The sequence below is a fragment of the Streptomyces sp. NPDC001002 genome (genome assembly GCF_053599215.1).
In genome coordinates this window covers 1-24,224 of the sequence record NZ_JBSFLV010000137.1, presented here as the reverse complement: position 1 = coordinate 24,224, position 24,224 = coordinate 1, and the positions used below count along the sequence as shown (strand labels likewise).

The following is a 24,224-nucleotide window of genomic DNA, read 5'->3' as shown; positions in this document are numbered from 1 at the left end:
TCGAGGACGTCGAGGGCCCGGTGGAGGTGGTCAACAAGTTCTGCGGCACCCTCTGGACGGCGACCTACGACCACTCGCCCCTCGACGTGGTCGCCTGGCACGGCAACCTGGTGCCGTACGTCTACGACCTGCGCCGCTTCAACGTCATCGGGACGATCTCGTACGACCATCCCGACCCGTCGATCTTCACGGTGCTGACGTCCCCGTCGGACACCCCGGGTCTGGCCGGGGTGGACTTCGTGGTGTTCGCGCCGCGCTGGCTGGTGGGCGAGGACACCTTCCGGCCGCCGTACTTCCACCGGAACGTGATGAGCGAGTACATGGGGCTCATCGAGGGCGCCTACGACGCGAAGGCGGAGGGGTTCGTGCCGGGCGGCGGCTCGCTGCACAACATGATGTCGGCGCACGGTCCGGACCGGGAGACCTTCGACCGGGCGAGCGCGGCGGAGCTCAAGCCGCAGAAGGTGGACGACGGCCTCGCGTTCATGTTCGAGACGCGCTGGCCGGTCACACTGACCGCGCAGGCGGCCCGCGCGGAGCACCTCCAGCGGCACTACGACGACGTGTGGCAGGGCATGGAGCGACACTTCCGCCCATTGCACTGATCGCGGACGACCGGTACGGATAGCCCGTGACCTCCTTCGCCCCGGACTCGATCGTCCTGAACCGCAAGCTGCCGCTCTGGTATCAGGTGTCGCAGTCCTTGCGCGCTTCGATCCTGGGCCGCGCGCCCCAGGACCCGCTGCGGCTGCCCACCGAGGAGCAGTTGGCGGGGCACTACGGGGTGAGCGTGCTGACCATGCGGCAGGCGCTGAAGGAGCTGGAGGACGAGGGCCTGATCACGCGCCACCGCCGCCGGGGGACGTTCATCGAGCCGACCGCCCGCCGGGGCACGCCGGTTCGGCTGCTGGGCTCGGTCGACGCGATCGTGGCCCAGCAGTCAGGCATGGTCACCGAGCTGCTGGCGCACGGCAGTTCACCGGTGCCGCCCGAACTCGCCGAGCACTTCCCGGACCTCGACGAGGTGGCGACGTACCACCGACTGCGCGCCGACGAGAAGACGGGCGAGCCGACCAACCACGCGCACAACCACATCCGGCCCGAACTGGCCGCCCGTTTCGACCCGGACGAGCTGGTGCGCTGGCCGATGACGAAGGTGCTGCGGGATGTCGTCGGGGCGGACATCAGCCGCATCACGGACACCGTGGAGGCCCGGCTCGCGGACCCGGAGACGGCCCGGCTGCTCCAAGTCCCGCTGCTCAGCCCGATCCTGCACTACACGGGCATCACGTACGACAGCGCGGGCCGGGTGCTGGACGTGGCGGTGATCCACTACCGGGGCGACCGCTTCTCCTTCACCGTCACCCTGGACGCCACATGAGCCCGGCGGCCCAGGCAGGCTGTCGGCGGCTCGTCGTACGATGCCCAGCGTGACGCACGACGACGCTCCGCCGCTGGCGGACCTGATGCCGTGGTCCGTCGCACCGCCGCGGCTCGGCCGGGGGTGGCCGACGGGCCCCGACCCGGCCTCCCTGAAGGCGCGTTGGGACGCCCTGGTCAAGGCCGAAGGGCCGGACCGGGAAGCCCTGTTCGAACCGACCCGCTCGCGCACCCTGCACACGGCCGTCGGGCAGCTGCCCGGACAGCCGGGCGGCACGGAGAAGCTGTTCCGCGCGTCCGGCCCGTCCGCCGAACCGGTCCGAGTCCTGGCCGCCGCATTCGACGAACAGTGGCTCATCCCTGACCACCGCTTGATCGACGCGGCCCGCCCCGAGTTGTGGCGCGTGGCGGACGAACACCAGGTGTTCGTGGTGGAGGTACCGGACGCACCGCCACTGACGACCCGGCTGATCCCGCTCCTGCGCCCCGGCCGCATCCGCCCGCTGTACCGCCGCCCCGGCGGCACAGAACCCAACCTGGCACCCGGGCTGTTGGCGCACCTGGGCCACTCCCCCGATCCGGCGGACTTCCTGGCCTGGACATTGACGGCGATCCGCCCCGACCTCACCGTCCCGCTCCCCCGCAACCCCGAACTCTGGGCTCAGGGAGTCGAGTTGGGCCACCGCGCACTCTGGCTCCTGCACCGCGACGGCGACCGCCCCAAGCTCCCCGGCGGCCGCCGCCCCTACGTCCGCGCCCCGCTCCCGGCCCGCCCCCTCACCCTCCACTACGACCGCGAGGAAGAGACACTCCACCTGGACGAGGGCCGAGTCTCCCCGGTCCCACCCGAGGCCTGGGACTTCGAGACGCCCCCCGGAGTCCGCGTCCTGGAGCACTGGTTCACGGCACGAACAGCGGAGGACGCAGAGCGAGACACCCTCGCGGCGATCCGCCCACCGGGCTGGCAACAGACCTGGACGTCCGAACTCCTGGAGCTCATCACGGTGTTGACCCTGTTGGCGGAAGTGCGGGATCAGCAGAAGGAGTTGAAGGTCGAGGACACCATCACGGCAAAGGAGCTACGCACGGCGGGCATCCTCCCGCCCCCGGAGTCCGCACGGCACCCGGCAACGGTCCTGGACCACCACGAAGAGGGCCCCGAAGGACAGTTCGCACTTATCTAACGGCGGCATCCGCCAACCTAGGGGCGCGGGGAACTGCGCGACCAGCCACATCCGGCCGGCACTCGCAAGACGGCCTCACCCCCGTGGCGCGAACGCATCCAGCACCCGCTCCAACGCCAGATCGAACACCGCCTCCAGATCAATCGGCCCGGCGTCCTCGGAAAAGGCGGCAGCCATCCGCGGATACGCCCCCGTGGCGACCTGCCCGAACAGGTACGCCATCCGCACCTCACCCTCCTGCTCCGGCGACCACGGCAAGGACCGCGAACGCTCAGCCGTGGCCAACTCGTTGGCGACATACGTCGTCACCACACCGTTGAGCATCCCGACCAGTTGCATCTTCAGGCCGTAGGTCAGATCCTCGCGCGAGTCCAGACAGGCAAGGCAGTGCTCCAGGTACCGCAGGGCGTTGGGACTGAACCCGTACACCGGTGACATCAGCCGCGGCAGCCAGGGATGACGGTGCATCAGCGAACGCGTCTGGTGCGCCACCCGCCTCATGTCGCCCCGCCAGTCCCCCGTCGGCTCCCACAGCTCGTGCTCGCCGCTGATCGCGTCCACCATCAGCTCGTACAGGTCCTCCTTACGGGGGACGTAGTTGTACAGCGACATCGTCCCGCAGCCCAGTTCGGCCGCGACATGCCGCATCGACGCCCCGTCGAGCCCGTCCGCGTCGGCGACCCGCACCGCCGCCGCCGCGATGTCCGCACGGCTGTACGCGGGCTTCGGCCCCCGGCCCGTCCGCTCGGGACGGGCCCAGATCACTTCGGGTACGGCCGCTCGGCCCGCCATCGATCATCACCTCGCCCACCATCGTAGTTACGTACAGCGTACGTAGTGCGCTATGGTCGGGCCATGGATACTACGTACGCTGTACTTAGTGAAGGTCTGGAGAAGCGGTTCGGCGAGGTGCGTGCGGTGCGCGGCCTGGACCTCGCGGTCGCCCGGGGCACGGTCTGCGGTGTCCTCGGCCCGAACGGGGCGGGCAAGACCACGGCCGTACGGCTGCTGACGACCCTGCTGCGGCCGGACGCGGGCTCGGCCCGGATCGCCGGGCACGACCTCGTCCGGGAGGCCGCGGCGGTACGGCGCAGCATCGGCGTCACCGGGCAGTACGCGTCGGTCGACGGCGACCTCACGGGACGCGAGAACCTGCGCCTGTTCGCGCGGCTGCACCGGGTGCGCGGACCGGCCGAGCGGGCCGGCGAACTGCTCGACCGGTTCGGGCTGTCCGAGGCCGCCGACCGGGCCGCGTCCACCTACTCGGGCGGGATGCGCCGTCGTCTCGACCTCGCGGCGAGTCTCGTGCGCCGTCCGGAGGTGCTGTTCCTGGACGAGCCGACGACGGGGCTCGACCCGGCCAGTCGCGCGCTCGTGTGGGACGCCGTGCGCGAGCTCACCGGGCACGGCACGACGGCGCTGCTCACCACGCAGTACCTGGAGGAGGCCGACCAACTCGCCGACGACATCGCGCTGGTGGACCGGGGACGGGTGGCGCACACGGGGTCGCCTGCGCAGTTCAAGGCGCTCATCGGCGCGTACGTCGAGGTCGTCGTCGCCGATCGGGACGTCCTGGTGAAGGCGGCCGGCGTGCTCGACCAACTCACCGGTGCGGAACCGACGTTCGACCACGAGCGGGTGGCCGTCGGCGCGGTCGCGCGGGACACGACACTCACCCTGCCGCGCCTGGTGCGCGAACTGGACGCGGCGGGCGTGCCGTTGCTCGACGCGAGCCTGCGGCCACCGACGCTCGACGAGGTGTTCCTGCAACTGACCGCCGACTTCGAGGAGCGAGTGGCATGAGTGCGCTGGCGTACGACGGAACGGCCCTGCTGGGCCGCCAGTTGCGGCGGATACGGAACAACCCGGGGCTGCTGATCCTGACCCAGACGATGCCGATCAGCATGCTGCTGTTCTTCGGCTACGTCTTCGGCAGCGCGCTGGCCATGCCGGGCGGGGAGTACCGGTCGTTCCTGGTGCCGGGGCTGCTGGTGGCGACGGCCGCGAACGGGATCATGACCGGCATGTTCCAGGCGGCCCAGGACACCCATCGGGGTGTCACCGACCGCTTCCGCACCCTGCCGATCAGCCGGGCCGCCGTACCGCTCGGACAGGCGCTCGCGGACGTCGTCGTCACCGCGGCGGGGACCGTGCCGTTCCTGCTCGTGGGGTACGCGGTGGGCTGGCGGATCGAGGGGAGCGTGCTCGAAGCGGTGGGCGCCGTGGGGCTGTTGATGCTGTTCCGGTTCGCGACGACCTGGGTGGGGATCTTCCTCGGGCTGCTCACCCGGAGCGAGGAGGCGGCGGGGCAGCTGGGTGGGGCGACCTTCATGCTGCCGCTGCTGTCCAACGCGTACATCCCCACCGACGGGCTGCCGGGGTGGCTGCGCACGATCGCCGAGTGGAATCCGATCAGCGCGGTGACCACGGCCCTGCGGGACCTGTTCGGCAACGCGCCGGTGCCCGAGGGGGCCGCGTGGCCGGTCGCACATCCGGTCGCCGGGTCACTGGTGTGGTGCGCGGTGCTGATCGCGGTGTTCCTGCCGCTGGCCGTGCGGCGGTACGCGCACGGGGAGCGCTGACCTCAACGGGCATGCGGAATCCGGGTGTTGTCTCTCGGTACGGAGCGGGTGGGAGGTACCGAGAGACAACCGGACACGCGCCCGGCACGGACGCGGTCCCTCGATGACGGCTTTCGAGGGACGCCGGTGAACTCAGCGGCCCCCGAACAGCGAACGCCGCAGCCTGCGCAGCGGAGCGAAGAGCGAGACCCGGCGCACACGCGCACCCTGGTCGCTACGGGTCTTGGTGGTGTCGCGAGCGGTGAGCTCAAGCATCAACGAGGTCGCCTCCGCCGTCTCCCGCTGTGGCACGGCAGGGCCCGCCAGCACCGAGAGATGGCGGTCGAGACGCGAACTGGTCGCGCTGCTCCCGCACGTGATCGCAGGGACCCTGGCCCTGCTGTGCATCGTTATCTGATCCATGTCACTCCCCACCCGTACAAGTCCACCCGGCCCGGGCAGGGTAACCCTATCGCCCCAACCGGGCACTCGTGTATCGCGGTCACAGGATTCACCTTCCCCGTAAGGAGGTTGACGACTCCTCTCTCGTCACTCTCCGAATCCAACCGATTTCAGGGCGAGTTGGACAATCGGCTGGCTGGTGGGCTGCGCTGAGCCCCCGTCCGGCTCGACGGTCACAGCGAGTGATGTTGCGGACTTGTTGAGACCGGACGCGACCAAGGGCGTGTCGCCCTTGAACAGGCCGAGGGAGCGCGGTTGCTCGTCGGGGCGCATGAGCCACAGTTGGTGCACGCGGTCGCTCGCGAGATCGTCGTATCCGCTGAGTGTCACCACCGCGCTCCCCTCCTCGGCCGAGGCGACCACGCCGATACTGCGGCCCTGCGCGTCCTTGCCGGTGCTCGCCCGCGCGTCCGGCGCGGCGAGAACGTGGGCGATCTCACGCGACTGCGCCTGTGCCGCGTCCAGCTTGTCCTGGGTCCGGTTCGCCTGCACCGCGAAGAGGGAGGCGACGACGAGGGCAGCGGCGGCCGTCGCGGTGGCGAACGGCACGAAGAACGGACGGCGTTCGCGCACGCGCCCGGGCGGCGGCTGCACGCCCCAGACATGCGGCGGCAACTGCGGCTTGTGCTCCCGCGCCTGCTCCCGCACGGGGGCGGGGACTTGGGGAGTCGTGCGGACGGCGGCCAGCACCCGGTCGCGCATCGCGGCCGGCGGCGGGGCGGCCGTGGACCAGGCAAGCCGGACGGCGTCCTCGGTCAGCGCCCGCACCTCGGCGGCACAGACCGGGCACGTCCGCAGGTGCTTCTCGAAGCGGGCCCGCTCGGCGGGGTCCAGGGCGTCGAGCGCGTAGGGGGCGGCGAGCGAGTGCAGATCCTCTCGGCGGAACAGACTCATGCGACACCTCCCAGGCACTTGCGCAGCTGGGTGAGTCCGTCGCGCATCCGGGTCTTGACCGTGCCCAGCGGCAGCGAGAGCCGCTCGGCCACTTCACGGTACGTGTAGCCGTCGTAGTAGGCGAGGGTGACGGACTGGCGCTGCAGGGCGGTGAGGCGGTCCAGGCAGCGGCGTACCCATTCGCGTTCCATGCCGGCCTCCACCTCCTCGGCCACGTGGTCGAAGGCGGGGCCGTTGGTGCGCTGGGCCTCGCGCTGTTCGCGTTCGCCGGCCGCGCGGGCGCTGCGCACCCGGTCGACGGCCCGGCGGTGGGCGAGGGTGAGCACCCAGGACAGCGCGCTGCCGCGCCCGGGGTCGAACCGGCCCGCGGAGCGCCAGAGTTCGAGCAGCACCTCCTGGGACACCTCCTCCGACTGCGCCGGGTCGCGCACGACGCGTCGGACCAGTCCGAACACCGGACCGGACACGAGTCCGTACAGCTCCTCGAATGCCTTCTGGTCGCCGCCCGCCACGAGCACCAGAAGCTCGTCCGCCTCCACTCGGTCTCCCTCTCCCCGCCCGCATGGGCCCCGTCCTGTCACACCAGGCATTCGCAACGAACGCACCTCCGGATGGGGTTACGGATGAGCCTGCCCGAAACGCGGGTCCGCGGCCGACCAAACAAGATTCCCGGTCCGCTGAAACGGGCGTCCGAGTCCGCCGTAAGAACGTTTGGGATTCGACCAATCCATCCTGCCGACCGCTCCGAATCAGCGTTCGTCAGGCAAGTTGGCACTGAGGACGGACGGCATGACACCTATCTCCAGGAGCGGTGCGGGGCGCAGGAACATCGCGGCCCTCATATGCGGCGCGCTGGCCGCCGGGGGGCTCGCGGCCGCCGGTACGGCCGCGCTGGAACCGGGAGTGGCCTCGGCCTCCTCCCACCGGGAGGCCCCCCTGATCTCGGGGACTCCGCAGTACGACAACACGGACCTGTACGCGTTCGCGAGCCCCGACAAGGCGAACACCACGACCATCGTGGCGAACTGGATCCCGTTCGAGGAGCCCGCCGGCGGCCCGAACTTCTACCAGTTCGCGGACGACGCCCAGTACGACCTGCACATCGACAACAACGGTGACGCACTGGACGACCTGATCTTCCGTTACACCTTCAGCACGCAGATCAAGAACAAGAAGACGTTCCTGTACAACACGGGTCCGGTGACCAGCCTCACCGACCCGGACCTCAACATCACGCAGTCCTACGACATCGACCTGATCCGGCTGAAGCACGGCAAGCAGTCGTACAAGACCCGGATCGCCGACGACATCCCGGCGGCGCCGTCGAACGTCGGCAAGGCGTCGATGCCGGACTACGCGAAGCTGCGCTCGCAGGCGATCTACAAGACCTCGCAGGGCGGCGCGACCTTCGCCGGCCAGGCCGACGACCCGTTCTTCGCGGATCTGCGCGTCTTCGACCTGCTGTACGGCGGCAACCTCTCCGAGGTCGGCAACGACACCCTCAAGGGCTACAACGTCAACACGATCGCCCTCCAGGTGCCGAACGACCTGATCCGGCAGTCGAAGTCCCGTCCCACCGTGGGTATTTACTCGACGACCCAGCGCAAGAACGCGCAGGGCTACTACTCCCAGGTCTCGCGCCTGGGCAACCCGCTGGTCAACGAGGTCGTCAACCCGCAGAAGGACAAGGACAAGTTCAACGCGTCCCAGCCCAAGGACGACGCGCAGTTCCTCAAGAACGTCACCGAGCCCGAGATCCCGAAGCTCATCGAGGCGATCTACAAGATCAAGGCGCCGGCCGAGCCGCGCAACGACCTCGTCAGCGTGTTCCTCACGGGCGTCAAGGGCCTCAACCAGGAGCAGCCGTACGCGACTCCGTCGGAGATGCTGCGCCTGAACACCTCGATCCCGGCGACCAAGAGCCCCAAGCGGCTCGGTGTCCTGGACGGCGACAACGGCGGCTTCCCGAACGGGCGTCGGCTCACCGACGACGTGATCGACGCCGCGCTCCAGGTCATGGAGGGTGAACTCGTCGGCTCCAAGAACGACTTGGGCGACGCGGTCGACAAGAACGACAAGAGCTTCGAGAAGTACTTCCCGTACGTGGCCGAGCCGACCTCGGGTTCGCGCGGTCCGCTCGCCAAGGGCACCAGCAGCGGCACCGACGTCAAGAACCAGCTCGGCGACGCCCTGCAGCCGGCCGGCACTTCCACCTCGAACAACACCGCACTGATCGCCGGATCCGCCGGCGCAGGCGCGCTCGGCATCCTGCTGATCGGCGGCGGCCTGATGTGGTGGCGCCGGATGCGGGAGCGGGCGTACTAGACCGGCTCCTCATGGCCGGGCCGAGGTCACTCCGACTCGGCCCTGGAGGTGGCGGATCGGGCGGCTCTTGAAGCGGTGTCGCCCGATCCGCGAACCCTGGCCCACCCACCGACTGGCGCGGCCCGCTCGTACTCATCCCCCACGGCGCGGGCCGCGCCGCACGACTTCCGTTCACCGCATTCCGATCGAGGAGAGGGCATGGCCCCGCGTACGAACGACACCGAGCCGACGAGGACCGACGGCAGCGCGCCGCCCCTCTCTTCGGACCCCGAGGCCATGCCCACCGAGCCCGCCACCGGCGAGCCGGCACCGACGGACACGAAGTCCCCGAGCGGCGACGCGACACCGCCCTCGGGCGCGAAGACCGCCGTCACCAGGACCACGGCCGCCAAGGCCGCCGGGATCAAAGCCGCCGGTGCGAAGGCCGCCGGCACCGAGCAACGGGCCGTGCCGAAACTGCACTTGGTCTCCGGGGACTCCGTCAAGTCCGAGGCCTCCTCCGCCGCCCAGGACGAGCGGGTCGCCGCCGTGCGGCGCGTAGGGGCCGTCGGGCGACGGTGGCGCGCGGCTCAACTCGGCGGTTCCGTGGTGCTGTTGGCCATCGCCCTCACGGCCGGTTCGATCGCCGTCGGAGCCATGCAGGACAGCGGCCGGACGACCGTCGCCGCCGCGCCGAGCGCCATGTCGCCGGCGCTTCTGTCCAGCGGTGACATCGACGCGACCATCACCTCGCTCCAGTCCCAACTGCGCTCGCAGCCCAAGGACTTCGGCAGCTGGGCCACCCTCGGACTCGCCTACGTGGAGCAGGCCCGCACCAAGGGCGACCCCTCCCGCTACCCGCAGGCCGAGAAGGCCCTGGCCCGCTCGCTGAAGGTGAAGCCCGGCAACGAGGCGGCCGTCACCGGCCAGGCGGCCCTCGCCGCGGCCCGGCACGACTTCAAGGACGCCCTGAAGTACGCCGACCAGGTCCTCAAGGAGAACCCCTACAGCGCGAACGCCCTCTCCTCCCGCATCGACGCCCTCGTCGAACTCGGCCGCTACGCCGACGCGGAGAAGGCCGCCGACATCGCCGACACCCGCCGCCCGGGCGTCCCCGTCTTCACCCGCTACGCGTACGTGCACGAACTGCGCGGCGACGTGAAGACCGCCCGCCGGGTCCTGGAACAGGCGCTCACCACCGCGACCTCCCCCGGCGACATCTCCTACGTGGCCGCCCAGCTCGGCCAACTCGCCTGGAACCAGGGCGACTACAAGAACGCGCTCACCTTCTACGCCCGCGCCCTGGCCGCCGACGAGAACTACCTCCCCGCCCTGGAGGGCCGCGCCCGCGCCCTGTACGCCACCGGCGACAAGGCCGGCGCGGTCAAGGGCATGGAGCAGGTCGTCGCCCGCTACCCGCTGCCGGGCCCGCTCGTCGAACTCGGCGAGCTCTACGAGGACCGCGGCGCCGACGGCGACCGGATGAAGGCCGCCGACCAGTACGCCCTCGTCGGCGCCTGGGTCGCGCTGGCCCGCGCCAACGGCGTCAACGCCGACCTCGACACCGCGCTCGCCGCCGCCGACCACGGCGACAAGGCCGCGGCCCTGCGCGCCGCCCGCGCCGAATGGGCCCGCCGGCACACCGTGCACACCGCGGACGCCCTCGCCTGGGCCCTGCACGTCAACGGCCACGACGAAGAGGCCCTGCCGTACGCCCGGCAGGCCACGGCCACCGGCTACCGCAACGCCTCCTTCATCTACCACCTCGGCATGATCGAGCTGGCCACCGGTCACGCGAAGGACGGCCGCGCCCACCTGAAGGCGGCCCTGAAGCTGAACCCCGGCTTCTCGCCCCTGGGCGCCCGTACGGCCCGTGAGGCACTGGAGGCGGTCAAGTGACACCCCGCCGCGCGAGGACGCACCGCCGCCTGTTCGCCTCCTGCACGGCCGTGTTCACGGCCGCTTGCGCGCTCGTGCTGCTCCCTTCCGGCGCCGCGAGCGCGCACCCCCTCGGCAACTTCACCGTCAACCGCTACGACGGACTCGTCGCCGCCCCCGGCCAGTTGCGCGTCGACCACGTCGAGGACCTCGCCGAGATCCCCGCCACCCAGGCCAAGCCGGACATCAAGCGGCTCGGCATGACCGAGTGGGCGCGGCAGCGGTGCGAGAAGGCGGCGGACGGCAGCAAGGTCACCGTCGACGGCCGCGCCACCGACCTCACCGTCGGCACCAGCCACGCGCGCGTGCGCCCCGGCCAGGCCGGCCTCGACACCCTGCGCGTGGAGTGCCGCCTCACGGCCCCGCTGCCCAAGGGCGAGACCGTCGCCCTCGGCTTCCACAGCGCGGGCGCCACCTCCGGGCCCGGCTGGCGGGAGATCACCGCGCGCGGCGATCGGATGACGCTGACCGCGACGGACGTACCGAAGACCTCGGTCTCCCACGAACTCACCAGCTACCCCAAGGAGTTGCTCTCCTCCCCCGCCGACACCGCGACCGCGTCCCTGCGGGTGCGCCCCGGCGGACCGGCACTGGCCGAGGACGACCAGGCCGCCCCCGGCGCCTCCGTGCTGCCGCGCGGCGCCGACCGCTGGACCCGGGCCCTGGACAACCTGGTGGCCCGGCACGACCTCACCGTCGGCTTCGCCGCGCTCGCCCTGCTGATCGCGGTCGTCCTGGGCGCCATGCACGCGCTGGCCCCGGGCCACGGCAAGACCCTGATGGCGGCGACGGCGGCCGCGCGCGGGGGCAAGGCCCGCCTCAAGGACGTACTGCCGCTGGCGGCCTCGGTGACGGTCACCCACACGCTCGGCGTGGTCGCCCTGGGCCTGCTGGTCACGGCCGGCTCGGCGGCGACCCCCTCGGTGATCGCCTGGCTGGGCATCGCGAGCGGTGTCCTGGTCCTCTTCGCGGGCGCGACCCTCGTACGCAGGGCCTGGCGGAACCGTACGCACGGACACGGGCATGGTCCTGGCCACGGGCACGGGGACGGGCACACGCACGATCACGACCACCCGCATACGCATCCGCACGAGCCCGCGGCCGAGAAGGTCGAGGAACGTGCCCTCGTGCTGGTCTCCGCCCACTCCGCGCACGCCGAGACCCCCACCGCGACCACCACCACCGAAACTCACCCCCACACTCACGACCACCACGATCACGATCACGACCACCACACCCACGACCACAGTCACCCTCATCCCCACCCGCACCCCCATTCCCACGACCACCCCCACCACCCCGCCCCCGACTCCCCCCTCGAACACAGTCACGGCGGCTTCACCCACACGCACGCCATCGCGCCCACCGTGCGGGGCACGATCCTGCTCGGCTTCGCCGGTGGGCTCGTGCCGAGTCCGTCCGCCGTCGTCGTGCTCGTCGGCGCGATGGCGCTCGGTCAGGCCTGGTTCGGGCTGCTGCTCGTCGTGGCCTACGGCGTCGGGCTCGCGCTGACCCTGACGGCGGCTGGATTCGCCGTCGTGAAGCTGGGTACCGGAATGACTCGGGTGCTGGACAAACGCCCGCGCCTGACGAGCCATCCGATGACGACCCTGTTGCGCAGGTCCGCCCCGCTGATGTCGGCGTTGCTGGTCGTGGCGCTCGGGGCCGGATTGGTGCTCAAGGGGGCGGCATCCGCACTCGGCTGAGCTACTTTTGGGCACAAATGACGCGGAGTGGAGACATCGCGCGGATGCTATGGGGGGACGCCCGTGTCCGAAGAACCGGGCAGTGAACGTGTGATCGCCGGCCGCTACCGGCTTCTGTCGCCCCTCGGTGAGGGCGGGATGGGAACCGTGTGGCGCGCCCGCGACGAGCTGTTGCACCGCGAGGTCGCCGTCAAGGAGGTGCGCGCGCCCGCCGGGCTGCCCTCCTCGGAGATCTCGCGGATGTACGCCCGCCTGGAGCGTGAGGCGTGGGCCGCGGCCCGGGTCGCCAACCGCAATGTCGTCACCGTGTACGACGTGGCGATGCAGGACGACCGGCCGTGGATCGTGATGGAGCTGGTGCGCGGCATCTCGCTGGCCGAACTCCTGGACATCGAGGGCCCGTTGAGTCCGCAGCGCGCCGCGCACATCGGCGCGGAGGTGCTGGCCGCGCTACGGGCCGCGCACGCGGCCGGGGTGCTGCACCGGGACGTGAAACCGGCCAACGTGCTGATCTCGAACGACGACCGGGTGGTGCTCACCGACTTCGGTATCGCCATGGTCGAGGGCAGTTCGGCGCTGACCATGACCGGCGAGGTCATCGGCTCGCCCGAATTCCTCGCCCCGGAGCGGGCGTTGGGGCGTACCCCGGGTCCCGAGTCGGACCTGTGGTCGCTCGGCGTGCTGCTGTACGCGGCCGTCGAGGGCAACTCCCCCTTCCGGCAGGCGACTCCGCTCAACACCCTGCGTGCGATCGTCGACGAGGAGCTGCCGTACCCGCACCGGGCCGGTCCGCTCGCGCCGGTGATCGAGGCGCTGTTGCGCAAGGATCCGGCGGAGCGGCTGCCGGCCGAGCAGGCGGAGCGGGATCTGCGGATCATCGCCGCGGGCGGCACGGTCGACGCCCCCATGGCGCAGGCGCCGGTGTATCCGCCGACGACGATCGGCTATCCGTCGCAGGAGTCGTCGACGCCGTCCCAGCCGTATACGGCCGCGGCCCCGACGCAGCCCGTCCCGGGGCCGGGGAGCACGACGACCTCGCCCGCCACTCCGCCTGAGCGCAATCGCGGGGCCGCCGTCGCGCTGATCGTGGGCGCCGTCGTCCTGGCGCTGGCGCTGGCCGGACTGACGTACGCGCTGCTCAACAACGGTGACGGCGACGGGGGTTCGGCCAACTCGGGGGCCAGCACCAAGACCGGGGGCGGGACCTCGCAGAGCGCCACGGCCACCGATTCCGGTGGCGACGAGGAGAGTTCCACGCCGAGCGCGAGCAGCAGTTCGTCGAGTCCGGCCGTCCAGCAGTCGGTGCAGGTCTCGCTGGCGGGGGCGAACACCGACTACTCCGGGGGCTGTCCGCCGCCGAGCGCGCAGGCGCCCACGTTCACCGCGACGATCACGGTGGGCAAGCTGCCGGCGCAGGTGAGCTATCGGTGGGTGTCCGCGGACGGGCAGGTCATGGACCAGGGCTGGAAGACCATGTCCTTCCCCGAGGGCGGCGGGAAGACCAAGCAGGACAAGGCGTTCATCACGACGTACGACAGCACCGGGACGTTCCGGAACTCGATCAGTGTCGAGGTGCGGTCTCCGGTGGAGAAGAAGTCCAACTCGGTGCCGTTCACGGTGACTTGTGTGGCGGAGACTCCGTCGGGCGGAGCCTCCGCCAGTACGTCCGAGTCGCCGGACGAGTGATGGACCAGTGATGGTCGGGACGCGGCCGGAGCCGGTCAGGCGGCGCTGTTCAGTACGGGCAGATAGCCGCCGGACTGGCCGGCCGCGGTGGGGTGGTACGACGTCGAGATGCTCAGCAGGTTGAGGCTGTGCAGCCAGGCGCTGCCGGAGCAGAGCTCGTGCCCGGTGAAGGTGGCGCGGACGTCGCCGAAGGTGAAGCCGTGGTTGGCGGCGGCCTTGTTGATGGCGGTGTCCAGATAGTCGGCCGCGCCGTTGATCGCGCTGCGCTTGGTCCCGGAGAGCCCGACACAGGTGGTGCCGAGCTTGTAGAAGCGGGGGTAGCCGATGACGACCACGTGCGCGTTGGGCGCCTTGCTGCGGATCGCCGTGTAGACGGTGTCGAGTTGCTTGGGAAGCGTGGAGTCGACGTACGCCTTCGCCGTCTTGATCCGGGAGAGGCAGGAGCTGTCGGACTGGAGCACGCAGGTCGTCATGACGTCGGCGAAGCCCGCGTCGTTGCCTCCGACGGTGATGGAGACGAGGCTCGTGGACGTGCTGAGCGGACCCAGCTGACCGGAGAGAACATCACCCGTACGAGCACCCGAGCACGCGGTGAAGTCGAACTTCGAGGGTGAATGGGCGGCGGCCCACAGGTAGGGGTACGCCTTGGTGCTGCGATCGCAGTCGCCACTGGATCCGATGTAGCTGCCCGCTCCCACTCCGGAGGAGTAGGAGTCGCCGAGGGCCACATAGCCCCCTGCGGCGGCGGTTTGGGACGCCTGCGCCGCCGCTGCCCCGGTGAGGGCCGTGCCGGCGGCGAGGAGAGTGGAGATCACGAAGACCGCAATTCGGGAACGTCTCATGGAACCTCCCTTTAGCAGGATCTCTGCCGTAACCGTCGTACCAACTACGCGCATCGACGGGAAGTGCTCATGTCAAGACTTTCCCGCTGGTACCGACACCCACCCTGTGCGTTCGCCATGCGTTTGATTACGTGCCCATGACAGATTTATTGACAGCCTTTCAACTCCCTTGTTCTACGCACGTAGATGGTCGACGCTTTACGCAGCCTTGAACGGGAACGCGACGTTCCGGGCCGTGTGCGCGACGACGCGCGCACCCCCCACAGTCGCGCGCCCGACCCAGGCGCGCGCAGCCTGGAGGAGGACTCCCTCGTAATGGCACAACTGCGTAGCAAGAAGCTCCGGTTCGCCGCCGTCACCGGCCTCGCGACCGCCGCCCTCGTCGGCGGACTCACCGCACTCCCCGCCCACGCCGCGCCGGCCGAGGGCAAGGTCCTTGCCGCCGGCTCCCCCACCGCGGTCAAGGACAGCTACATCGTCACGCTGAAGAAGACGGCCGGCCTCAAGGCGGCCTCGACGGCGGGCAAGGGGCTGATCAAGGAGTACGGCGGCACGGTCAAGAAGACCTTCGACACCGTGCTCAACGGCTACTCGGCCACCCTGACGGCGACCGAGGCGAAGAGACTCGCCGCCGACCCGTCGGTGGCCTCGGTCGAGCAGAACCAGCGCTTCCAGCTGGCCGACACCACGCAGTCCAGCGCTCCTTGGGGCCTGGACCGCATCGACCAGGCCGCGCTGCCGCTGTCCGGCACCTACACCTACCCGGACACCGCGGGCGCCGGCGTGACCGCGTACGTCATCGACACCGGCGTGCGCATCACCCACACCCAGATCAGCGGCCGGGCCTCCTACGGCTACGACGCGGTCGACGGCGACACCACCGCCTCCGACGGCAACGGCCACGGCACGCACGTGGCCACGACCATCGCGGGCACCACCTACGGCGTCGCCAAGAAGGCGAACATCGTGGCGGTCCGGGTGCTGGACAACAGCGGTTCCGGCACCACCGCGGGTGTCATCGACGGCATCGAGTGGGTCACCGAGAACCACACCACGCCGTCCGTCGCCAACATGTCGCTGGGCGGCTCCGCCTCCACCACCCTCGACACCGCGGTCGCCAACTCCATAGCCAGCGGCGTCACTTACGCGGTCGCGGCGGGCAACAGCAGCGCCAACGCCTCCTCCTACTCCCCGGCCCGTGTCGCCACCGCGATCACGGTCGGCGCCACCACGAGCGCCGACGCCCGGGCGAGCTACTCCAACTACGGTTCGATTCTGGACATTTTCGCCCCCGGCTCGTCGATCCTGGCGGGCTACAACACCAGTGACACCGCCACCGCCACCCTCTCCGGTACGTCCATGGCCACCCCGCACGTGGCGGGCGCCGCGGCCGTCTACCTCGCGAGCCACACCTCGGCCACCCCGGCCGCGGTCGCCACGGCTCTGGTGAACGGCGCCACGTCGAACGTCGTCACCAGCGCGGGCACCGGCTCACCGAACAAGCTCCTCAAGCTCGTCCCGTAACACCGCACCGCGGTACCCGAACGACCGTTCCCCGGAGGCAGTTCACGCCTCCGGGGAACGCGTGTTTGAGCCGTCCGAGTACAGAGGTGTTCAGGGGCTGCCCAAGAAATGACGTGAACACCTTCCGCATCTTGACGCCCCGTCTAGTACTGCGCGACATTGAAGCCCGGCATCCGGCGCGCTGGGGGGCAAAGTCGCCAATGCAGACCATCCGTCTCAAGAGAACTCCGACCGACGGCACCGAGCGAGCGCGACCAGGTCCGGGGAGGGACCTGACGCCGCTGCTCGCGGGAGCCGCCACGGCCGTGGGGGGATTCGGCGCGCTGCTCGCGCTGACCGATACCGACTCACCTCTGCGCGGCCCGCTCACCCTTTTCTTCCTGCTCGCCGCTCCCGCCACGGCCATCGCCGTGGCGCTGCGCGGGCTGGAGCCCTTCGGCCGGGTGCTGGCCGCGATCGCCGGCGCGATCGTGGTCAACATGCTTGTGGCCCAAGGGATGTTGGCCGTACACCGATGGTCCGTCCGCGGCGGGGTCGTCGCGGTGACCGTGATCAGTCTGCTGGTGTTCGCACCGGTACTGGCCCGACGGTTGTACGGACGCTCGGAAACACTGGACAAAGTTCAGTAACGGTCAAACCAACAAAAACGTGAGGCCACGTTCCAGGTCTTGCCATACAGGTTCAATCATCAATACCGTCGTACATCTCACCCGCATCGGTCCATCATCTAGCGGCTCTAGGGGAGGGCTCAAGGACCGCGATGGATCCCGGCGCGGGGCGCGGTAGGGGGGTGCCGTGCTCGGTGACCGCTTTTCACCGAGTCGTGCCGCGCGACCGGCTGCCGTTTTTCCGGCAGGCGGCCAGTTTTGCCAGCTCGCCCGGCATGTTCGGAGACCCATTCGGCATGTCGCAGGGGTGAGAACCCCCCTTTCGAACCGGACACGAAACCGGGCCGCCCTTGGGGCGGGCGGTCCACCGGACGAGAGGGACCAGACTCATGAGTTCTGTTCTGCGGCCGGCGACCACGGACCACGGTCCGTCAGCAGCCAGCGAGTACCGGCCGATCTCTTCTCACCTGGCCATCACGCCACCGGTGAGTGTGGTGATCCCCGCCATGAACGAGGCGGAGAATCTCCCGTACGTCTTCAAGACACTTCCGGACTGGATACATGAAGTGGTCCTTGTGGACGGCAACTCCACCGACGACACCGTCGAGGTGGCGCGCGGCCTGTGGCCGAACGTCAAGGTCGTCGAACAGCGCGGCAAGGGCAAGGGGGACGCACTCATCACAGGGTTCGAGGCGTGCAGCGGCGACATCATCGTGATGGTCGACGCGGACGGCTCGGCCGACGGCAACGAGATCGTCAGCTATGTCTCCGCGCTGGTCTCGGGCGCGGACTTCGCCAAGGGGTCCCGCTTCGCCAACGGCGGCGGCACCGACGACATGACGTTCATCCGCAAGCTGGGCAACTGGGCGCTGTGCACCATCGTCAACCGCAAGTTCGGCGCCCGCTACACCGATCTCTGCTACGGCTACAACGCGTTCTGGCGGCACTGCCTCGACAAGATCTCCCTGGACTGCACCGGTTTCGAGATCGAGACCCTGATCAACATCAGGGTGGTCAAGGCCGGGCTCAAGGTGCAGGAGATCCCCAGCCACGAGTACCTCCGTATCCACGGCACCAGCAATCTGCGTGCCGTGCGGGACGGGATACGGGTGCTCAAGGTGATCCTCAAGGAGCGCTCCAACCGGCGTGAACTGCGCCGCCAGGAGCACCACTCCCCGATGCTCGCCGCCGTCGAGCCCGCCCCGGTCGCACTCGACCCGGTCAAGCTCGACTCGGTCCAGGGAGAGGTGTCTTGAGCGATCTCGACATCTCCGTCGTGATCTGCGTCTACACCGAGGACCGCTGGGAGGACATCCTCGCGGCGGTCTCCTCGGTGCGTACGCAGTCACGCCCCGCACTGGAGACCCTGCTGGTCGTCGACCACAATCCGGCTCTGCTGGACCGACTGACCAAGGAATACAAGGAGTTCGAGCAGTCCGGTGAGGTCCGCGTGTTCGCCAACGCGGGCCCCCGCGGCCTGTCCGCGGGACGCAACACCGGCATCGCGGCCTCGCGCGGCGAGGTGATCGCCTTCCTCGACGACGACGCCGTGGCCGAACGCGACTGGCTGCGCCGCTTCGCCGAGGGCTACGCCGACCCGCGGGTGATGGCCGTCGGCGGCCGTACGATGCCGATCTGGGCGTCGGGCCGGCGTCCGGCCTGGTTCCCGGAGGAGTTCGACTGGGTGGTGGGCTGCACGTACAGGGGGCTGCCGCCGGGCCGCGTCCAGGTGCGCAACGTCCTCGGCGGCAACGCCTCGTTCCGGCGTACGGCGTTCGACGCGGCGGGCGGTTTCGCGACCGGCATCGGGCGTGACGGTGACAAGCGGCCGCTGGGCTGCGAGGAGACGGAACTGTGCATCCGTCTCACCCGCGCCAGGCCCGACGCGGTGCTGCTGATCGACGACCGCGCGGTGATCCACCACCGGGTGCCCGACGCCCGCGAGCACTTCGGCTACTTCCGCACGCGTGCGTACGCCGAAGGTCTGTCCAAGGCTCTGGTCGCGCGAAGTGTCGGCGCGGACAAGGGACTTGAGTCCGAGCGCCGGTACGCGACCCGGGTACTGCCGGCCGGTGTGGCCCGCGGTCTGCGCGACGCCGTGCTGGCACGGCCGGGCGGCGCGGGCCGGGCGGGCGCGATCGTCGCCGGGGTGCTCACGGCGGCCGGCGGCTATGTGGTGGGCAGCGTCCGGGCCCGCAAGGGGGGCGCGACGTTCTCCGTGGTCGAGATCGAGGGGGAGCACGCGGCCGGAGAAGAACGGACAGCCGAGGGGGATCACGCGGCCGAGGGGGGCTCTCATGGCTGAGACTCCCGTACCGGTCCTCATGTACCACTCGGTCGCCACCTCGCCGAACGACGCCACCCGCGAACTCTCGGTCGCCCCCGAGGCGTTCACCGAACAGATGGCGCTCATCGGCGACTTGGGGCTCGCCCCGGTCAACACGGCGGATCTGGCGGCATGTTGGCGCGACGGCCGACCGCTGCCGCCCCGTCCCGTACTGGTCACCTTCGACGACGGCTACGAGGGCGTGCACCGGCACGCGCTGCCCGTGCTCGTCAAGCACGGCTTCGCGGCCACCGTGTTCGTCTCCACGGGCTGGATCAGGGGCGCCCACGACACCGGGGGCGGCCTGGACCTCATGCTCGACTGGGACCAGGTCCGCGAACTGGCCGCCGCCGACGTCGAGATCGGCGGCCACAGCCACACCCACCCGCAGCTCGACCAGCTCGACGACGAGACACTGCGCCACGAGCTGATCCACTGCAAGGAGATCGTCACCGACGAACTGGGCACCGTACCGGCCTCGTTCGCCTACCCGTACGGCTACTCCAGCCACCGGGTGCGCAGGGCGGTGCGCGAGACGGGCTACGCCCAGGCGCTCGCCGTCGGCAACGACCTCGCACGCCGCCGCCAGGGCCCGTACGCCCTGCGGCGGGTCACCGTGCGCCGCACCACCGGTATCGAGGAGTTCGAGCGGCTGGTCGAGGGCCGCGCGATCGCCCGTACCTTCGCCAGGGACCGTGCCCTCACCAAGGGGTACGCCATGGTCCGCAGAGCACGACAGGTCCGCCGGAAGGCCATCCGTTCCCGTGTCTGACACGACGACCACGACCGAGGCAGAGCCCACCACCCAGGCGCCCGAACAGTCGGGGCGCCGGCTCCGGCTGCCCGGCATGGGCAGGTCCAAGGGCGGCGGCAACCAGCTGTTCCGCAACGCCTACGCCCTGATGCTCAACACCGGCATCTCCGCCGTGCTGGGCCTCGGCTTCTGGCTGGCCGCGGCCCGCTACTACTCCGAGTCCGCGGTCGGCCAGGGCTCCGCCGCGATCGCCGCGATGAAGTTCCTCGCGGGCCTGACCGCGGTGACGCTGACCGGCGCCCTGGCCCGCTTCATCCCGGTCGCCGGACGGGCCACCGGACGCCTCATCTTCCGTACGTACGCGGGCAGTTCGCTGGTCGTGGCGTTCGCGGCGGGGATCTTCCTGCTCACGCTGAACATGTGGGGTCCGTCGTACCGCTTCCTGCACGGACCGCTCACCGGCATCGGGTTCATCGTGGCGGTCGTCTCCTGGAACCTGCTCACGCTCCAGGACGGGGTGCTGACCGGGCTCAGGAGCGCGCCCTGGGTGCCGGTGGGCAACACCGTGTTCTCCGCGGTGAAGTTGGGGCTGCTGGTGGCTCTGGCGACGACGCTCGCCACGAGCGGTGTCTTCGCCTCCTGGGTCGCCGCGATCGCCTTCTCCGTGGTGCCGCTGGGCTGGCTGGTCTTCCGGCGCCTGGTGCCGCGGCACATCAAGGCCACCGAGGACCGGGCGAAGCCGCCGACAGTGAAGGAGATCGGCAGGTTCCTCGCCGGCGACTACACCGGCTCGCTGTTCTCGCTCGCCGTCGTCTATCTCATCCCGGTGATCATCGCCTCGCAGGTCAGCTCCGAGGACAACGCGTACTTCTACATCACCACGACGATAGGCGGCACGGTCAACCTGCTCGCCATCAACATGGGCGCCTCGCTGACCGTCGAGGGTTCGCACGACCCGGCCCGGCTGGCCTCCAACACCCGTGCCGCGCTGAAGCGGATGGCGCGGATCATGCTGCCGATCTGCGGGCTGCTGTTCATCGGGGCGCCGTGGATCCTCGGTGTGTTCGGCGCGGGCTACGCGGACGCGGCGACACCGCTGCTGCGCTGGTTCGCGGTCGGCGCGGTGCTCCGGGTCGTCATGGAGACGTACTTCGCGGTGCTGCGCGCGCAGAGCCGCACCGCCGGACTCGCCTGGCTGCAGGGCCTGTTGTGCGTGCTGGTGCTCAGCCTCACCCTGCTCCTGCTGCCCCGCATGGGTCTCACCGGCGCGGGCGTCGCCGAGATCTCCTCGCTCGCGGTGATCGTCCTGATCGCCGCGCCCAAGCTGTACCGCACGCTCAAGGCCGCGCCCGCGGCCGTCCCCGAGGACGCGGCACCCGACGGGGACCTGGCCGACCTGGGGGCACGCGAGGTCCCGGCCACCGACCAGCCGCGCCGCCGCGGTCCGGCCTGGGCGCTGGACTCCGACACCCTCGCGCTCGGCATCCTCGTCGACTTCGACCACCAGGAACGCCGTCCCGACGTGCGCCCTGGCCCCGGCACCCCGCCCACCGGCATCCCCGCGGTACGCGCCGACCACCGGCCGACCTGGGCGAAGAACCCGGAGGTCGGACTGCCGGTGGAGGAGCGCGAGCCCGGCTCGGAGGCCTCCCTGGGACCGGCCGAGGTGGAAGTGGACGCCCCGTTCGAGGCCGAGTTCGAGGCCGACTTCGCCTCAAGCCCGGACGCGGACACGGACACCGACGACGACTCCGACCGGGACTCGGGTTCGGGTTCGGATTCGGGTTCGGGTTCGGGGGGCGTACGAGCGGTGGCCGCATCGGTCGTACGACACGACCCGCCCGTACGCGAAGAGGTGCCCGAGCCCGTCGAGCCGCCGCCGGCCCTGTCGTTGCGCGAGCGGCTGCAGCCCACCCGGTTCGGGGTCGTCCTCGGCTGTCTCCTGTTCGCCGCGCTGCTGCTGTACTGGGTGCCCGCGGCCCGCCTCGACGACGCCGACCTGGACCGGATGGGCGGTCTGGGGCTCATCTCGGTCCTGCCGCTGCCGACGCTGGTCGGGGCCGCACTGCTGATCGCGGTGTTCGCCTCGCTGCTGTGGCTCGGCCGGGAGCACAAGACGCTGCTCCTGATCACGCTGCTGGCGACAGTGGTGTCCCTGCACGCGCTGCCCGCGGTGATCGAGAGCGAACCCCGCTTCCCGACCGCCTGGCAGCACCTGGGCTTCCTCGACTACATCGACCGCACCGGCTCGGCCGTGCCCGACCTGGACGCCCGCTGGAGCTGGCCGGGCTTCTTCGCGGTGACCGCGTTCGTCGCGAAGGCGTGCGGGGTCGACGACCTCACCGAGGTCATCCGCTGGTGGCCCACCGCCATCGAACTCCTCTACCTGGCCCCGATGTTCCTGCTCGTGCGCTCGATGCGGGCGAGCTGGCGGGCCAAGTGGACCGGCATCTGGATCTTCGCCCTGAGCAGCTGGGTGGGCCAGGACTACTTCTCGCCGCAGGGCTTCACGTACTTCCTCTATCTGCAGTTCGTGGCGATCCTGCTGGTCTGGTTCCGCGCGCCGCGCGTGATCTGGACGAAGATGCGCCCGGGCGAGGCGGAGGTGGAGCCAACCGACCGGCGGCAGAAGGCAGTTCTGCTCGCGGTCCTGATCGGCCTGTACGCGGCGAGCGTCCCGGCCCACCAGCTCACGCCGTTCATGATGCTGGGCGTCCTGGCCGTGCTCGTGCTGATCGGCAAGTCCGAACTGCGCGGCCTGCCCATCCTGTTCGGCGTACTGGTCACGGTCTGGCTGGGCTTCATGGCCGAGCCGTACTGGTCCGGGCACTTCCAGGACCTGTTCGGCGGGGTCGGCGGGGTCGGCGGCAACGTCTCCTCGTCGGTCTCCGGCCGTATCGAGGGCGGCAGTTCGACCCACAAGCTCGTGCTGTACGTGCGGGTACTGCTGGCCGGCGGTGTGATGGCCTTCGCCTGCTGGGGCTGGTGGCGCCGGCGCGACCACAAGTACCGCGAGCGCTCGCTCCTGGTCCTCACCTTCGTCCCGTTCCTGGGCTTCGGCATGCAGTCGTACGGCGGCGAAATGGCGCTGCGCGTCTTCATGTTCGCGGTGCCGGGCGCGGCCCTGCTGGCCGGTCTCGCCTTCTTCCCGCGCACCGGCGTCACCGCCGAGGAACGGGACAAGGACCGGGTGAGCCTGGCTCCGCTCGCCGCCCTGATGGCGGGTCTGCTCCTCATGGGCGGCTTCCTGGTGGCCCGTTGGGGCAACGAGCCGTTCGAGCGGGTGCGCCCCGGCGAGGTAGCGGCGATGGACTACGTCTACGCCCACGACAAGCCGACGGCACGCCTGCTGTGGCTGACCAGCGACCCGGTGAACGACGTGACGCCCGCGATGCCTTGGGGCGCGAAGGACATGGAACGGGTCGACTATCTGCCGACGCTGGCGCCGGCCGACCCGGTGCTGGTGTCCGGGCTGGTCAAGGCGCTCAAGGACGCGGGCCCGAACTCGTATCTGATGATCAATGTCAGCCAGATCAGGTATCTCCAGCTGGACGTGGGCTATTCGGCCAGCTGGGAGCCCCGGCTGCTCCAGAACCTGGACCAGCGCCAGGAGTTGAAGAAGGTCCTGGTCAACGACGACGTCACCATGTACTCGCTGAAGAAGCAGCCGGCGGGTGCGGTGCCGAAGCCGGATCCGGGGCCGATCGGACCGCAGATCACCTGGACGCCGTGGTCGGTCGTCGGCGGCCTGGCGGCCCTCGCGCTGATCATCCTGCTGTCGACCCGCGAGGTGGTACGGGTCGCGGTGCGGCCGAGCGTGCGTCAACTGCGGTGGCTGCAGAGCAGTTTCTGGTTCTCACTGCCGCTGCTGGCGGTGCTGCTCGCTTCGCTGATCCAACGGTTCCTGACGATGAAGTAGGCGTTGAAGTAAGCGTCCGTGCGCAGCTGTACGACGTGGCTCACCAGGTCAACTACCTGGTGACCTTGGGAGCGGCAGCATGCGCAAAAAGACCAAGGTGTCCGCAGTCGCGGTGGGTCTCGCCACCACCGGAGCC

At 70.2% G+C, this 24,224-nt stretch carries 20 protein-coding genes; 15 read left to right on the top strand and 5 right to left on the bottom strand.

Annotation, left to right across the window (positions count from 1 at the left end):
• The 3 genes from ACWDR3_RS38530 to ACWDR3_RS38520 all read left to right on the top strand — a co-directional run.
• The coding region (locus ACWDR3_RS38530) for a homogentisate 1,2-dioxygenase domain-containing protein (RefSeq protein ID WP_450357243.1) at positions 1 to 605 on the top strand (605 nt) is incomplete at its 5' end.
• A gap of 26 nt (positions 606 to 631) precedes the next feature.
• On the top strand, positions 632 to 1,381 hold the full coding sequence (locus tag ACWDR3_RS38525; protein WP_450357242.1) for a GntR family transcriptional regulator: 750 nt from the start codon (positions 632 to 634) through the stop codon (positions 1,379 to 1,381).
• Positions 1,382 to 1,421: 40 nt separating this feature from the next.
• Positions 1,422 to 2,564: a type ISP restriction/modification enzyme gene (locus tag ACWDR3_RS38520; RefSeq protein ID WP_450357241.1), complete on the top strand. Its 1,143-nt coding sequence runs from the start codon at positions 1,422 to 1,424 to the stop codon at positions 2,562 to 2,564.
• Between the two features lie 75 nt (positions 2,565 to 2,639).
• Here the strand turns inward: ACWDR3_RS38520 and ACWDR3_RS38515 are convergent, their stop codons facing one another.
• Entirely contained in the window at positions 2,640 to 3,356 is a 717-nt protein-coding gene (locus ACWDR3_RS38515; RefSeq protein WP_450357240.1) for a TetR/AcrR family transcriptional regulator, read from the bottom strand.
• A 63-nt stretch (positions 3,357 to 3,419) separates the two neighbouring features.
• On the opposite strand from ACWDR3_RS38515, the gene ACWDR3_RS38510 reads away from it, so the two are divergent.
• Positions 3,420 to 4,367: an ATP-binding cassette domain-containing protein gene (locus tag ACWDR3_RS38510; RefSeq protein ID WP_450357239.1), complete on the top strand. Its 948-nt coding sequence runs from the start codon at positions 3,420 to 3,422 to the stop codon at positions 4,365 to 4,367.
• Positions 4,364 to 5,146, top strand: coding sequence for an ABC transporter permease (locus tag ACWDR3_RS38505; protein WP_450357238.1), 783 nt, complete (start codon positions 4,364 to 4,366; stop codon positions 5,144 to 5,146). The genes ACWDR3_RS38510 and ACWDR3_RS38505 overlap by 4 nt, the downstream gene beginning before the upstream one ends.
• A gap of 132 nt (positions 5,147 to 5,278) precedes the next feature.
• Here ACWDR3_RS38505 and ACWDR3_RS38500 read toward each other — a convergent pair whose 3' ends face one another.
• The 3 genes from ACWDR3_RS38500 to ACWDR3_RS38490 all read right to left on the bottom strand — a co-directional run bounded on the left by ACWDR3_RS38500 (position 5,279) and on the right by ACWDR3_RS38490 (position 7,020).
• A complete protein-coding gene (locus tag ACWDR3_RS38500) occupies positions 5,279 to 5,548 on the bottom strand; it encodes a hypothetical protein (protein ID WP_280877754.1) in 270 nt (89 codons plus the stop codon).
• A gap of 126 nt (positions 5,549 to 5,674) precedes the next feature.
• Positions 5,675 to 6,481 (bottom strand): anti-sigma factor, encoded by an 807-nt coding sequence (locus tag ACWDR3_RS38495; RefSeq protein WP_450357237.1) that lies wholly within the window; start codon positions 6,479 to 6,481, stop codon positions 5,675 to 5,677.
• A complete protein-coding gene (locus tag ACWDR3_RS38490) occupies positions 6,478 to 7,020 on the bottom strand; it encodes a sigma-70 family RNA polymerase sigma factor (RefSeq protein WP_124002580.1) in 543 nt (180 codons plus the stop codon). The genes ACWDR3_RS38495 and ACWDR3_RS38490 overlap by 4 nt, the downstream gene beginning before the upstream one ends.
• 250 nt (positions 7,021 to 7,270) lie before the next feature.
• Here ACWDR3_RS38490 and ACWDR3_RS38485 point away from each other — a divergent pair, with 250 nt between their 5' ends.
• The 4 genes from ACWDR3_RS38485 to ACWDR3_RS38470 all read left to right on the top strand — a co-directional run bounded on the left by ACWDR3_RS38485 (position 7,271) and on the right by ACWDR3_RS38470 (position 14,115).
• Positions 7,271 to 8,806 (top strand): DUF4331 domain-containing protein, encoded by a 1,536-nt coding sequence (locus tag ACWDR3_RS38485; protein ID WP_450357236.1) that lies wholly within the window; start codon positions 7,271 to 7,273, stop codon positions 8,804 to 8,806.
• A 198-nt stretch (positions 8,807 to 9,004) separates the two neighbouring features.
• Positions 9,005 to 10,684 (top strand): tetratricopeptide repeat protein, encoded by a 1,680-nt coding sequence (locus ACWDR3_RS38480; protein WP_450357235.1) that lies wholly within the window; start codon positions 9,005 to 9,007, stop codon positions 10,682 to 10,684.
• On the top strand, positions 10,681 to 12,429 hold the full coding sequence (locus ACWDR3_RS38475) for a HoxN/HupN/NixA family nickel/cobalt transporter (protein WP_450357234.1): 1,749 nt from the start codon (positions 10,681 to 10,683) through the stop codon (positions 12,427 to 12,429). The genes ACWDR3_RS38480 and ACWDR3_RS38475 overlap by 4 nt, the downstream gene beginning before the upstream one ends.
• Positions 12,430 to 12,492: 63 nt before the next feature.
• Complete coding sequence (locus tag ACWDR3_RS38470; RefSeq protein ID WP_450357233.1) at positions 12,493 to 14,115, top strand: protein kinase domain-containing protein; 1,623 nt, start codon at positions 12,493 to 12,495, stop codon at positions 14,113 to 14,115.
• A gap of 35 nt (positions 14,116 to 14,150) precedes the next feature.
• Here the strand turns inward: ACWDR3_RS38470 and ACWDR3_RS38465 are convergent, their stop codons facing one another.
• Positions 14,151 to 14,957 (bottom strand): SGNH/GDSL hydrolase family protein, encoded by an 807-nt coding sequence (locus ACWDR3_RS38465; protein WP_450357232.1) that lies wholly within the window; start codon positions 14,955 to 14,957, stop codon positions 14,151 to 14,153.
• A 315-nt stretch (positions 14,958 to 15,272) separates the two neighbouring features.
• Between ACWDR3_RS38465 and ACWDR3_RS38460 the strand changes: the two genes are divergently transcribed.
• From ACWDR3_RS38460 to ACWDR3_RS38435, 6 genes are all read left to right on the top strand, one after another.
• Complete coding sequence (locus ACWDR3_RS38460) at positions 15,273 to 16,481, top strand: S8 family peptidase (RefSeq protein WP_450357231.1); 1,209 nt, start codon at positions 15,273 to 15,275, stop codon at positions 16,479 to 16,481.
• A gap of 113 nt (positions 16,482 to 16,594) precedes the next feature.
• The gene (locus tag ACWDR3_RS38455; RefSeq protein ID WP_450357230.1) at positions 16,595 to 17,110 is read left to right on the top strand and encodes a hypothetical protein; all 516 of its coding nucleotides are present in this window, start codon (positions 16,595 to 16,597) and stop codon (positions 17,108 to 17,110) included.
• Between the two features lie 368 nt (positions 17,111 to 17,478).
• Entirely contained in the window at positions 17,479 to 18,345 is an 867-nt protein-coding gene (locus ACWDR3_RS38450; RefSeq protein WP_450357229.1) for a glycosyltransferase family 2 protein, read from the top strand.
• Positions 18,342 to 19,394, top strand: coding sequence for a glycosyltransferase family 2 protein (locus ACWDR3_RS38445; RefSeq protein WP_450357228.1), 1,053 nt, complete (start codon positions 18,342 to 18,344; stop codon positions 19,392 to 19,394). Before ACWDR3_RS38450 ends, ACWDR3_RS38445 begins: the two co-directional genes overlap by 4 nt.
• Positions 19,387 to 20,187 (top strand): polysaccharide deacetylase family protein, encoded by an 801-nt coding sequence (locus ACWDR3_RS38440; RefSeq protein WP_450357227.1) that lies wholly within the window; start codon positions 19,387 to 19,389, stop codon positions 20,185 to 20,187. The genes ACWDR3_RS38445 and ACWDR3_RS38440 overlap by 8 nt, the downstream gene beginning before the upstream one ends.
• The gene (locus ACWDR3_RS38435; RefSeq protein ID WP_450357226.1) at positions 20,180 to 24,088 is read left to right on the top strand and encodes a lipopolysaccharide biosynthesis protein; all 3,909 of its coding nucleotides are present in this window, start codon (positions 20,180 to 20,182) and stop codon (positions 24,086 to 24,088) included. Before ACWDR3_RS38440 ends, ACWDR3_RS38435 begins: the two co-directional genes overlap by 8 nt.
• The last annotated feature ends 136 nt before the right edge of the window (positions 24,089 to 24,224 follow it).